The organism is Pseudomonas taiwanensis DSM 21245 (assembly GCF_000425785.1).
GTDB classification, from domain to species: domain Bacteria; phylum Pseudomonadota; class Gammaproteobacteria; order Pseudomonadales; family Pseudomonadaceae; genus Aquipseudomonas; species Aquipseudomonas taiwanensis.
In genome coordinates this window covers 36,826-48,480 of sequence record NZ_AUEC01000039.1, presented here as the reverse complement: position 1 = coordinate 48,480, position 11,655 = coordinate 36,826, and the positions used below count along the sequence as shown (strand labels likewise).

11 protein-coding genes and 1 tRNA gene are annotated in these 11,655 nt (G+C 61.5%); 3 read left to right on the top strand and 9 right to left on the bottom strand.

From position 1 onward, the window contains the following. Positions 1–463 precede the first annotated feature (463 nt). On the bottom strand, positions 464–2,479 hold the full coding sequence (uvrB, locus tag H620_RS0117245) for an excinuclease ABC subunit UvrB (RefSeq protein ID WP_023379425.1): 2,016 nt from the start codon (positions 2,477–2,479) through the stop codon (positions 464–466). 286 nt (positions 2,480–2,765) lie between these two features. Between uvrB and H620_RS0117240 the strand changes: the two genes are divergently transcribed. After that, a complete protein-coding gene (locus H620_RS0117240; RefSeq protein ID WP_023379424.1) occupies positions 2,766–3,962 on the top strand; it encodes an amino acid aminotransferase in 1,197 nt (398 codons plus the stop codon). A 62-nt stretch (positions 3,963–4,024) separates the two neighbouring features. After that, positions 4,025–4,100, top strand: a tRNA-Asn gene (locus H620_RS0117235). 58 nt (positions 4,101–4,158) lie between these two features. Here H620_RS0117235 and H620_RS0117230 read toward each other — a convergent pair. From H620_RS0117230 to H620_RS0117210, 5 genes are all read right to left on the bottom strand, one after another. Further along, positions 4,159–4,575 (bottom strand): cupin domain-containing protein, encoded by a 417-nt coding sequence (locus tag H620_RS0117230; RefSeq protein ID WP_023379423.1) that lies wholly within the window; start codon positions 4,573–4,575, stop codon positions 4,159–4,161. Positions 4,576–4,726: 151 nt separating this feature from the next. Further along, positions 4,727–5,287 carry a DUF1285 domain-containing protein gene (locus tag H620_RS0117225; protein WP_023379422.1) on the bottom strand — a complete coding sequence of 187 codons (561 nt, stop codon included), beginning with the start codon at positions 5,285–5,287 and terminating at the stop codon, positions 4,727–4,729. 10 nt (positions 5,288–5,297) lie between these two features. After that, a complete protein-coding gene (locus H620_RS0117220; RefSeq protein ID WP_023379421.1) occupies positions 5,298–5,903 on the bottom strand; it encodes a DUF4823 domain-containing protein in 606 nt (201 codons plus the stop codon). 66 nt (positions 5,904–5,969) lie between these two features. Further along, entirely contained in the window at positions 5,970–6,938 is a 969-nt protein-coding gene (locus H620_RS0117215) for a GTP 3',8-cyclase MoaA (protein WP_027907753.1), read from the bottom strand. Between the two features lie 185 nt (positions 6,939–7,123). Continuing rightward, positions 7,124–7,759, bottom strand: coding sequence for a TetR/AcrR family transcriptional regulator (locus H620_RS0117210; protein WP_023379417.1), 636 nt, complete (start codon positions 7,757–7,759; stop codon positions 7,124–7,126). A 72-nt stretch (positions 7,760–7,831) separates the two neighbouring features. Between H620_RS0117210 and H620_RS0117205 the strand changes: the two genes are divergently transcribed. After that, on the top strand, positions 7,832–8,965 hold the full coding sequence (locus H620_RS0117205; protein WP_027907752.1) for an aminotransferase class V-fold PLP-dependent enzyme: 1,134 nt from the start codon (positions 7,832–7,834) through the stop codon (positions 8,963–8,965). A gap of 257 nt (positions 8,966–9,222) precedes the next feature. Here the strand turns inward: H620_RS0117205 and H620_RS0117200 are convergent, their stop codons facing one another. The 3 genes from H620_RS0117200 to tmk are packed head-to-tail and all read right to left on the bottom strand — an operon-like array spanning position 9,223 to position 11,651. Then, positions 9,223–10,005 (bottom strand): TatD family hydrolase, encoded by a 783-nt coding sequence (locus H620_RS0117200; protein WP_027907751.1) that lies wholly within the window; start codon positions 10,003–10,005, stop codon positions 9,223–9,225. Positions 10,006–10,039: 34 nt separating this feature from the next. Beyond that, the gene (locus tag H620_RS0117195; RefSeq protein WP_023379412.1) at positions 10,040–11,026 is read right to left on the bottom strand and encodes a DNA polymerase III subunit delta'; all 987 of its coding nucleotides are present in this window, start codon (positions 11,024–11,026) and stop codon (positions 10,040–10,042) included. Continuing rightward, positions 11,019–11,651: a dTMP kinase gene (gene tmk, locus H620_RS0117190; RefSeq protein WP_027907750.1), complete on the bottom strand. Its 633-nt coding sequence runs from the start codon at positions 11,649–11,651 to the stop codon at positions 11,019–11,021. Before tmk ends, H620_RS0117195 begins: the two co-directional genes overlap by 8 nt. Positions 11,652–11,655: the final 4 nt, after the last annotated feature.

The window sequence follows — 11,655 nt, the reverse complement described above, 5'->3', positions numbered from 1 at the left end:
CCTTGGCAAATGGATATGCTCACGCATCCAGAAACCAAAACCTCAAACTTCAAAGCACAGATTTAAGGGCGGCATTCAGATAGCGTGAATATCCATTCGCCATGGAGGCGCTCATTCACCTTTTCGCCTTTACGGCGACCTACTTTTGCTCTTGGGCAAAAGTAGGCAAAAACCGCTGGCTCCTATCATCCGGCCCCTACGCTTCGCTTCGGGGTTCCCTCGCTACGGTCTTGCTCCCGGGTGGACCGCGCTGAACGGCCCCTCCTGGGCCGCAGCGCTTGACGGGCATCCATGCCCGTCACCTCCCTCCGCAAAACCTACGCTCGGCCTACTGACGTCGCAATTGGCAGCGCCTGAACTGCCGCGCACTAGAAGCAAAAACAGAGCAAAAGCAGAGCAAAAGCAGAGCAAAAGCAGAGCAAAAGCAGAGCAAAAACAACGCTGACTTGCGGGACTGGGCTTATCAGCTGGCTATCAAACGCTCACGAAGCTGAGTAATTTCATCCCTCAACTGCGCGGCAGCCTCAAACTCCAGATCCCTCGCAAACTGCATCATCTTCTCTTCCAACTGCTTGATGCGTTTGGTGATCTCCGCCGGCGTCCGCAATTCCGCCTCGTACCGAGCACTCTCCTCCGCCGCCTTGGCCATCCCCTTGCGCTTCTTGCTACGCGCACCCGGCACTGTAGCGCCTTCCATAATATCGGTGATGTCTTTGACCACCCCCTTGGGCACGATCCCATGCGCCTGGTTGAAGGCTATCTGCTTCTCCCGACGCCGCTCAGTCTCGTCGATGGCACGCTGCATCGACCCCGTCACCTGATCGGCATACAGAATCGCCCGGCCATTGAGGTTACGAGCCGCACGCCCGATGGTCTGAATCAATGAACGCTCGGAACGCAGGAATCCCTCCTTGTCAGCATCGAGAATCGCCACCAACGATACCTCCGGCATATCCAACCCCTCACGCAGCAGGTTGATGCCCACCAGCACGTCGAACGTACCCAGACGCAAGTCACGAATGATCTCCACCCGCTCGACGGTGTCGATGTCCGAGTGCAGGTAACGCACCCGCACATCATGGTCCGCCAGGTAATCGGTCAGGTCTTCAGCCATACGCTTGGTCAAGGTCGTCGCCAACACCCGCTCGCCAACGTCCACGCGCTTGCGGATCTCCGACAGCAAGTCGTCAACCTGAGTAAGCGCCGGACGTACCTCCACCTGCGGGTCGACCAGACCAGTCGGCCGTACCACCTGCTCGACCACACGCCCAGCATGCTCGGCTTCATAAGGGCCGGGCGTGGCCGAAACGAAAATGGTCTGCGGACTCACCGCCTCCCACTCATCGAACCGCATCGGCCGGTTGTCCAGCGCCGAGGGCAGACGGAAACCGTATTCGACCAGGGTTTCCTTACGGGAGCGGTCACCTTTGTACATGGCGCCCACCTGCGGCACGCTGACATGGGACTCGTCGATCACCAGCAAGGAATCTGGCGGCAGGTAGTCGTAAAGCGTGGGTGGCGGCGCGCCGGCCGGACGGCCGGAGAGATAACGCGAGTAGTTCTCGATGCCATTGCAGTAGCCAAGTTCGAGAATCATCTCCAAGTCGAAGCGGGTGCGCTGCTCGAGACGCTGTGCCTCCACCAGCTTGTTGGCCTTCTGCAGGTACTCAAGCCGGTCCTTTAGCTCCTCCTTGATGCCCTCCACCGCGTCCAACAGGGTTTCACGCGGGGTGACGTAGTGGCTCTTGGGGTAGAAGGTAAAACGCGGCAACTTACGGAAGACTTCGCCAGTCAACGGGTCAAAGGCGGCGATGTTCTCCACCTCGTCATCGAACAGCTCGATACGGATGGCTTCCAGGTCCGATTCGGCCGGGAAGATGTCGATCACATCCCCACGCACCCGGAACGTGGCACGGGCGAAATCCATTTCATTGCGGGTGTATTGCAGGTCGGCAAGACGCCGCAGCAGTGCACGCTGGTCGAGCTTGTCGCCACGGTCCACGTGAAGGACCATTTTCAGGTAAGTCTCGGGGCTGCCCAGACCGTAGATGCACGAGACGGTGGTCACGATGATCGCATCGCGCCGCTCCAACAGCGCCTTGGTCGCCGACAGGCGCATCTGCTCGATATGGTCGTTGATCGAGGCATCCTTCTCGATGAAGGTGTCCGACGACGGTACATAGGCCTCCGGCTGGTAGTAGTCGTAGTAGGAAACGAAATACTCCACCGCATTGTTCGGGAAGAACGCCTTGAACTCTCCGTACAACTGCGCAGCCAGGGTTTTGTTCGGCGCCAGCACCAGCGTCGGGCGCTGCACCTGCTGGATGACGTTGGCGATACTGAAGGTCTTGCCCGAACCGGTCACCCCAAGCAGCGTCTGGTGCGATAGCCCGGCCTCGATGCCCTCGACCATCTGACGAATGGCCTCGGGCTGGTCGCCGGCCGGCTGAAAACGGGTAACGAGCTGGAACTCGGACATGATAGGCCTCGCGCAACGCAGCAACTGTAAATTTAGCCAGTAGTCTATACCCAAATGTGGCCGCGTGGCGTCGGTTTCGCGACCCTGGAGTGGGCAACCCATAATGTGGACCGGGCATTTCGACCAATGGTCGAAAAATAATTGCCCAAATCGCCTGAAAAGCTGTGCCAGACTGTCGCAGTGACCGGCGGGTATCACTATACTGACTCCCCGTTTGTGCACCGCTTCAGTGCATTCGGCTGGAGCGTGTACGCCCTATCACACTCCATTCAGAGCCAAGGTAACAATGAGCCTGTTTTCCGCTGTCGAGCTGGCACCCCGCGACCCTATTCTGGGCCTCAACGAAGCATTCAACGCCGACCCACGTACCGACAAGGTCAATCTGGGCGTAGGCGTTTACTGCAATGAGGAAGGCCGCATCCCGCTGCTGCGCGCTGTGATCGAAGCCGAGACCCAGCGTGCCGCCCAGCACGCCTCCCGCGGCTACCTGCCGATCGACGGCATCGCGACTTACGACCAGGCCGTGCAAAAGCTCATCTTCGGCGCCGAATCGCCACTGCTGGCCGCCGGTCGCGTGGTCACCGTGCAGGCCGTTGGCGGTACCGGCGCTCTGAAGATTGGCGCCGACTTCCTCAAGCGCCTGTCGCCTGACGCCGTCGTCGCCATCAGCGACCCAAGCTGGGAAAACCACCGCGCCCTGTTCGAAAGCGCAGGTTTCCCGGTACAGAACTACCGCTATTACGATGCCCCGAGCAACGACGTCAACCGCGCCGGCATGCTCGAGGACCTGAAAAACCTGCCATCGGGCTCGATCGTTGTCCTGCACGCCTGCTGCCACAACCCGACGGGCGTCGACCTGAAACTCGAAGACTGGAAAAACGTCCTGGACGTGGTCAAGGCCAAGGGCCATGTACCGTTCCTCGACATGGCCTACCAGGGCTTTGGTGCCGGCATCGCCGAAGACGCCTTCGCCGTGCGCCTGTTCGCCGAGTCGGGCCTTGAGTTCTTCGTCTCCAGCTCGTTCTCCAAGTCGTTCTCGCTCTACGGCGAGCGTGTCGGCGCGCTGTCGATCGTCACCGGCTCCAAGGACGAGAGCACCCGCGTGCTGTCCCAGGTCAAACGCGTGATCCGCACCACCTACTCCAACCCGCCGACCCACGGCGCCACCATCGTCGCCACCGTGCTCAACAGCGCCGAGCTGCGTCAGATGTGGGAAGACGAGCTGGCCGAGATGCGCGAGCGCATCCATGGCATGCGCAAGCAAATGGTCGAGCTGCTGGCCCAATACGGCGCCAAGCGTGACTTCAGCTTCGTGGGCCGCCAGGCGGGCATGTTCTCGTACTCGGGCCTGACCGTCGACCAGGTCAAGCGCCTGAAGGAAGAGTTCGGCATCTATGCGTTGGACACCGGCCGTATCGCCGTCGCCGCGCTGAACCAAAGCAACATTCACGTGGTTACAAAGGCCATCGTGGAAGTGCTGTAACTGCTTGATTTACCAAGGGGTAGCTTGACTTCCCCTTGGTAGCCGGTATCATACCCGCAGATTCCGCGATAGCTCAGTCGGTAGAGCAAATGACTGTTAATCATTGGGTCCCTGGTTCGAGTCCAGGTCGCGGAGCCAAACACTGAGAAAGCCTCCAGTTGCGCAAGCACTGGAGGCTTTTTCGTTTCTGCGCTCGTTACTTGCCCACTGGTTCGGTCACGGGCTTGCCCTCGTCCACCAGGCTCCACACCAGCAACTTGGCCGCTTGACCGCTGCTGGCATTGCGCGACACGCTGTGCACGGTGCCTGGAGCCTCGTACCAGTACTCGCCAGCCTTGTAGGTTTTCTCCGGCTCATCGTTGAGCTTCGAGACCACCGCCCCTTCCAGTACATAAGCCATCACCGCGCCCGGATGCTGATGTGCGGGCGACGCCTGCCCAGGCGCGTAGCTGACGGTGAGCATGACGGCTTTCTTGCCGGGAGCATTGGAGGGCCGTTTTTCCTGCAGCACCTTGACCTGGTCGACGGCTTCGCCATGCGCCCACGCGGACGTTTGGCCGGCGAGCAGGCCCGCGGCGATGAACAAGGCAATTGAAAGATGAGCGGGTTTCATGGGCGTCTCCTGATGGGTATTTGCCAGCAGGTTAGGCCCAGGCGTGCACGCGGCAAACGGCCAATTCAGAGGAAAACCAGGAGGCCGATCAGTCGCGGCCTAGACCGCCTCCTGCGGGAGCCGGCTTGTCGCCGATGAGCCCCAGGAAACGTCAGCCATTGAGCCCGATGGGATAGAACTCGCCGCGACTCCAGACCCCAAGCCACTCTTCGCCGTCGATGACACGTGGCACCGCCAGATCCACCAACTGATAAAACACATTGCGGTGAATCAGCGCCTCGAGGTTGCTGCGCATCAGCACGTACGGGGCAGGTTCTTGCGTAACCGGGTCTATCTCGACCCGCAGGGGATGCTCCGGGCCAGCTTCAGCCAGGTCATCGACATTACTGGTAAAGCGCAGCACCTGCTGCTCACCCGAACCTTCCACGTCCAGCGCCACGGCGACGAATGGCGCATCGTCGACGCGAATGCCGACCTTTTCCACCGGCGTTACTAGGAAGTAGTCATCGCCGTCGCGACGCATGATGGTGGAGAACAGCCGCACCATTGGCTTGCGCCCGATGGGCGTACCCAAGTAGTACCAAGTACCGTCACGGGCAATGCGCATGTCGATATCGCCACAGAAATCCGGGTTCCACAGATGCACGGGCGGCAATCCCTTGTGCTTGGGAATCTGCGCCAGAAGATCGTTGGCCTTGCCGGAATCCGTCATCACCCTGCCCTCACTCGCTCATACCCAGAAGGCTACGAGCGTACTCGCGCATTGGCGCAGCTAGCAAATCCTCCGGGGTGTTGTCGTGGAACGTCAACAAACCGCCACGGCTCTTGATGCGCACGGTATCGATCAAATACCGGCTGTTGGTTTCGATGAGCATCATCTGCACGACGCCAGTGTCCCACCCCAGACGGTCGACGGCTTGCTCGTCGTACCACTCGTCGCCATTGCCGATACGATCGTCGGTACGGGCGAAGCGGGTATACAGCACATAGTCGGCGCCCACCGAGCGCGCCTGCGCGATCGCTTCTTCCAGGCCCAGCGGCCCCTGGGCACGGCGTACCAGTGGGAAGTATTCGACGAAACTCTTGAACGCCTGTTCGGCCACCACGTTCTGCCGCGGCAATGGCCCCTTGCCGGGTGGCATGAATGCCCCCTGACCGATGAAGATGAACGAATCGGGTTGCAGCCGTATCGACAGCGAGCGGCGCGTGTCACTGTGGTCCAACAACCCGGCATCGCTCATGTGGTAACGGACGCCCTCGCCCATATCGCTGACATTCATGCAGCCGCCCAGCGCCATCAGCGCCAGCAGCAAGACCAGGCTACGCATCTTTCCTCCAATGGCCGGCGACGAAAAACCGGCGAATAGCCAGCGGATGCAGCTTTTGCGCCAGAGTCAGCCGCCAATCACCTTCATCACTGTCACGCCCCCGGAAAAAGCCAGTGCCTGCTTATCGGCCAGGGCCTTGACCAGCAACCGTTGCAGGGCAGGCAGCGCTTGGTGACGGGGCTGTTCCAGCAAGTCGCCGATAAAGTGACGGTTGCTGGAAGATAGGCAACCGTGCAGCCAACCGGTGGATGACAGGCGCAGCCGCGAACAACTCCGACAGAACGGCACGCTTTCGTTGGCGATCACACCAAAAACACCTTTACCCGAGATCTGGTAGCGCAGCGCGGTGGCATCCGTTGGCGCATCGACCGGGTGGTGGGCGTGCTCGCGACCGATCAGGTCGAGTAACTGCTCCAGGCCGACGAAATGCTGCAGGAAAGCATTGGGGTCTCGGGCCAGATGGCCCATGCGCATCAATTCGATGAAGCGCAATTCGAAGCCTCGCGCCAGGCAATAGTCAAGCAGCGGCAGGACTTGGTCCAGGTTCTGCCCGCGCATCGGCACCATGTTGACCTTGATCTGCATGCCCATCGCACTGGCCTGCTCCATGCCAGCCAACACGGTCGCCAAGTCGCCGCCGCGGGCAATGCGCCGGAACGCCTGTGGATCGAGAGTATCGAGGGATACGTTAAGGCGGCGAACGCCAGCTGCCTGCAACTGTGGCAACTTGCGCGCGAGCAACTGACCATTCGTGGTCAGCGTGATGTCTTCCAGACCGAGCCGGGCGACCGCCGCCAGGAATGCGTCCAGGCGAGGACTGATCAGTGGCTCACCGCCCGTTATGCGTAGACGCTCGATACCTGCGGCCTCGACCAAGTAGGCCACACCCCGCGCCAGTGCCTCTGCCGACAGTTCGTCCTGTGCCGCGACCAGACGCTTGCCGTCCGGTACGCAATACGTGCAGGCGTAGTTGCAGGCAGCCGTGAGGCTGACACGCAGGTTACGAAAACGCCTGCCTTGACGATCGACGATCATGAAAAACTCCGGCATGGATGAATCGGGGCTGGCAAAACCTGACTCATAAATCAGGTTTTTGCAAGCCCCTTGTTCCATGCCGGGCACAATTGAACGGAGCCGCTGCGCGCTCCTTCGCGGTTACCCCGCCTCACCGGGACAACGCCAATATCACGATCTGGCGCTGGACCTATGGACGGAAGGCTTCAGTTCGCGGTTTCCGGGTCGCGCTTGCGCTTGTTGCCCATGCGCACGCCTATATCCATCAGGAACTGGAAGAAGCCTTCCTGATCTTCCAGGACATTGCTCCAGAACGGCGAGTGATACAGGGCCACGGCGCCATGCACCAGCGCCCAGGCTGCACAGTAATGGAAATAGGGCGGCACGTCTTCGAGCTTGCCTTCGCTGATACGGCCCTTGATCAGCTGGGTCAGGCGGTCGAAGTTGGAGGCACGAATGCTGTGCAGCTGCTCGACCATTTCCGGCACCTGGTTACCCTTGACCACCTTTTCTTCCAGGCGGTCGAACAACCGGTAGCGCTGCGGGTCACGCATACGGAATTCGAAGTAGGCCCGTGACAGTGCTTCCTTGTCACGGTCCACATCGGCCGAATGCAACAACCCGTTCAAATCGCGCTCGTAATCGAGCATAAGGCGCAGGTAGATCTCCGCCTTGGATTTGAAGTGCTTGTAGATCGTGCCTTTGCCGATGCCCACGGCGTCGGCGATCATCTCGACGGTGACGCTGTCTTCACCTTGTTCGAGAAACAGCTTGAGCGCCGTGTCGAGGATTTCCTGTTCGCGACGGCGAAACTCACGGACCTTACGAGGTTCTTTCTGCATAGGAAGGACTGGATGACAATCGAAGCGGTTTATTATGCCTAACTGGCGGCAAATTGCACGGATCTTCCAACCATGTCTATGTTTCATGATGAGTTCGACCAGTCCCCGGGCTTGCGCTACCTGAACCATGCCGCGGTCGCCCCCTGGCCAAGACGCGCCAGCCACGCCGTAGCTCGCTTCGCCCAGGAGAACGTTGCGCAGGGCGCCAGCGACTATCCGGCCTGGCTCGCCACCGAGCGGCGCCTGCGCGAACGCCTGGCCCGCCTGCTCAACGCGCCCTCCCGAGGCGACATTGCCTTGGTGAAGAACACGTCGGAAGCGCTCTCGCTGGTTGCTTTCGGCCTCGACTGGCAACCCGGCGACCAGGTGGTGATCAGCGACGAGGAATTTCCCTCCAATCGCGTGGTGTGGGAAGCCTTGGCCGATCAAGGGGTCGAAGTGGTTCAGGTAAGCCTTGCAGGCGCCGACCCCGAAGCGGCACTGCTCAATGCTTGTGGCCGCCATACGCGTTTGCTGGCGATAAGCGCCGTGCAGTTCGGCAGCGGCCTGCGCCTGGACCTCGAGCGCCTTGGCGAAGGCTGCCAGGCGCGCCAGGTGCTGTTCTGCATCGATGCCATCCAACAGATCGGCGCCTTGCCCTTCGACGTGCAGGCGTACCAGTGCGATTTCGCCATGGCCGACGGCCACAAGTGGATGCTCGGGCCCGAAGGGCTTGGCGTGTTCTACTGCCGCGCCGCCTTGCGCCCGCAGCTGCGCCTCAATGCCTACGGATGGCACATGCTGGAACACCTGGGCGACTTCGAGCGCCGCCAGTGGCAACCGGCCCGCAGCGCCCGCCGCTTCGAATGCGGCAGCCCCAACATGCTGGGTGCTTGCGCGCTGGAGGCAAGCCTTTCGCTATTGGAAGACGTGGGAATGGAAAAAGTAGCGCGACTGCTCGGGCAACGGGTCGATCAGTTGTACCAGGGCCTCGCCGCCATACCCGGCGTCTGCCTGCATACGCCTGCGGCCTCGCAGAGACGGGCCGGCATCGTCACCATCAGCCTCAAGGGACGCCCCAGTACCGAGCTGTATCAGGCGCTGAGCGCCGAAAGGACGATCTGTGCCCTGCGCGGTGGTGGAGTGCGTTTTTCACCCCATTTCTACACCGATGAGCGCCTTATCGACGAGACTATCCAACAAGTACGGCGACTGGCCATGCGTTGAGGAAGGAATGGATCCCCGGCGTATTCCAAATCTGTTTAAAAAACGACCAACAGACACTGGCACTGCGCCAAACCTGACCAATACTTGAAGTGTTGGCGCGGCGCATCCCCCCCAAGTGGCGCGCCGATAAAGGTGCTCAGGGACCGCGTACCTTTGTTTTACTCCTAATGGTCTTAACCCGGATTCCCCCCCCAGAACCCGGGTTTTTTTTGCCCGTGCGCCGACCTCGGCCTCAGCGACCAACCGGTCTTGCGCGCTCAGGCTACGCGAGCCAAGGGGAACAAGCGCTTGAAGTTGGCGGTGGTCTGCTCGGCCAACTGGTCGAAGCTGACCCCGCGCAGCGATGCCACGTACTCAGCCACTTCTCGCACGTATTGCGGCAGGTTGGGTTTGCCCCGGTGCGGAATGGGCGCAAGGTACGGCGAGTCGGTCTCCACCAGCAAGCGGTCGACCGGCACCTGCCGGGCCACTTCGCGCAGGGCGTCGGCATTGCGGAACGTGACGATCCCGGACAGGGAGATGTAATAGCCCAGATCCAGCGCCGCCTTGGCCATGTCCCAGTCCTCGGTGAAGCAGTGCAGCACACCGGCCTGCGGTAGGTTTGCCTCGCGCAGCAACGCCAAGGTATCGGCCCGCGCTGCGCGGGTGTGCACGATCACCGGTTTGCCGGTCTGACGCGAGGCCTCCAGGTGCAGACGGAACGAGGCCTGCTGCAACTGCGCAGCTTCCGGCTCGTAGTGATAATCCAGCCCCGTCTCGCCAATGGCCACCACATGGGGGTGGGCCAGTTCGCGCAGCAACCACTCAAGCGCTGGGGTTTCGTCCGGCGCCAGGTCCAGCGGGTGCACGCCCACCGAACAATCGACATCGGCATACTGCTCGCTCAAGGCCTTGACCGCCCCGGCGTTCTCGGCACTGACACCAATGCACAGAAAATGCCCGACCCCACGTTCGCGGGCCGCCTGCAGGGCGGCATCGAGGGAGCCCTGATGGGCGCTCAGGTCAAGACGGTCGAGGTGGCAATGGGAATCTACAAGCATGGGAAGTAGGCACACATGGAAGAACGATTGAAAGTCAGCGGGAAACCGGCAGTTGCTGCCAATGGGCCAGCAACGCTTCCAGCAACAGGGCGCGGTTGAGGTTGGCCTTGCCCAGCACCTTCTGACGCTGCTCGAGAATCCACGCCTGAACTTCGAGGACCTTGGCCTGCCGGCTCTTCTGGGCCAGATACTGCACCACCTTACGCATATCGGCCAAGCCTAAACCCTCTTCGTCCTGGGTCAACTGGTAGCGCAGGATCAGGTGCGACCAATCGCAGAACCAGTCGAACAGCAGCAGCAGCGGCACACTGTTCCAGGCCTCGGCCAACTGGCTCGGTGACAGCTGTTGCTTGAGTAACTTCTTGACGCCATCGGTTACCAGCGCGCGCTGTTCGCGCACCCCCTGGGCCTGCAGGCTGACCGCCAGCAACGGCGAACCAGCGGCAAGGGTCAACAGCTCGTCACGCTCCGACTCGTCACTCTCAGCCAGTGCCGTGGCCAGCCAGGCCTGGCTCTGGGCGAAGCTCGGTTGCGGGCAGGCTACCTGCTGACAACGGCTCTTGATGGTCGGTAGCAAGCGGCTGGGCTGATGGCTGACCAGCAGCAGCACCGTGTCGCCGGAAGGCTCTTCAAGGCTTTTGAGCAAGGCGTTGGAAGCATTGACGTTCATCGCCTCCACCGGCTCGATCAGCACCACCTTGCGCCCGCCCAGTTGCGCGGTCTGCACGACGAAGGTGACGAGTTCGCGCACCTGGTCGATCTTGATGGGCTTGTCGGCCTCTTCCGGCTCCAGCACGAAATTGTCTGGGTGGCTGCCGGCCTTGAGCAACAAGCAGGACTTGCACTGACCGCAGGCATCCAGCCCTTGAGGGTGCTGGCACAGCAGGCGAGCCATCAGACGCTCGGCCAGGGCTCGCTTGCCGATGCCTTGCGGCCCGTGCAGCAGGTAAGCGTGGGCGTGCTGGCTACGGCCTGCCAGCTGTTGCCAGATTGCCTGCTGCCAGGGGTAGGCCTCAGCCACGGCAGCGCTCCAGGATGCCTGGCAGCAACCCATCGATGGCGCGCTGTACCGCGTCCAGCGGTTGTGCGGCATCAAGCAAGGTATAGCGTTGCGGCGCCCGCTGGGCACGCTGCAGGTAGGCTTGGCGAACAGCTTCGAAGAAGGCCTGGCCCTCCTGTTCGAAGCGATCCAGACGGCCCCTTGCGGCAGCTCTGGCCAACCCGACTTCGACCGGCAGATCGAAGACCAGGGTCAGGTCCGGGCGCAGGTCGCCCTGGACGAACTGTTCCAGTTGGGCGATACGCTCGACGGACAAGCCACGCCCCCCCCCCTGATAGGCGTAGGTGGCATCGGTGAAACGGTCGCACAGGACCACCGCACCCCGGGCCAGCGCAGGTCGAATCACTTCGGCCAAGTGCTGGGCACGCGCAGCGAACACCAGCAGCAGCTCGGTGTCGGCGGCCATCACTTCATCGCTGGGCGCCAGCAGCAACTCACGCACTCGCTCGGCCAACGGTGTACCACCGGGCTCACGGGTCAGCACCACATCCAGCCCCTGCTCACGCAGACGCGCCGCCAGGTAGTCGCGATTGGTGCTCTTGCCCGCGCCTTCGGGGCCTTCAAGGGTAATAAACAAGCCGCTCACAGGC

Excerpts from the sequence above, each read along its gene's own strand:
- uvrB (WP_023379425.1), bottom strand. The coding sequence starts at position 2,479 with ATGTCCGAGTTCCAGCTCGTTACCCGTTTTCAGCCGGCCGGCGACCAG.
- H620_RS0117240 (WP_023379424.1), top strand. The coding sequence starts at position 2,766 with ATGAGCCTGTTTTCCGCTGTCGAGCTGGCACCCCGCGACCCTATTCTG.
- H620_RS0117230 (WP_023379423.1), bottom strand. The coding sequence starts at position 4,575 with ATGAAACCCGCTCATCTTTCAATTGCCTTGTTCATCGCCGCGGGCCTG.
- H620_RS0117225 (WP_023379422.1), bottom strand. The coding sequence starts at position 5,287 with ATGACGGATTCCGGCAAGGCCAACGATCTTCTGGCGCAGATTCCCAAG.
- H620_RS0117220 (WP_023379421.1), bottom strand. The coding sequence starts at position 5,903 with ATGCGTAGCCTGGTCTTGCTGCTGGCGCTGATGGCGCTGGGCGGCTGC.
- H620_RS0117215 (WP_027907753.1), bottom strand. The coding sequence starts at position 6,938 with ATGATCGTCGATCGTCAAGGCAGGCGTTTTCGTAACCTGCGTGTCAGC.
- H620_RS0117210 (WP_023379417.1), bottom strand. The coding sequence starts at position 7,759 with ATGCAGAAAGAACCTCGTAAGGTCCGTGAGTTTCGCCGTCGCGAACAG.
- H620_RS0117205 (WP_027907752.1), top strand. The coding sequence starts at position 7,832 with ATGTCTATGTTTCATGATGAGTTCGACCAGTCCCCGGGCTTGCGCTAC.
- H620_RS0117200 (WP_027907751.1), bottom strand. The coding sequence starts at position 10,005 with ATGCTTGTAGATTCCCATTGCCACCTCGACCGTCTTGACCTGAGCGCC.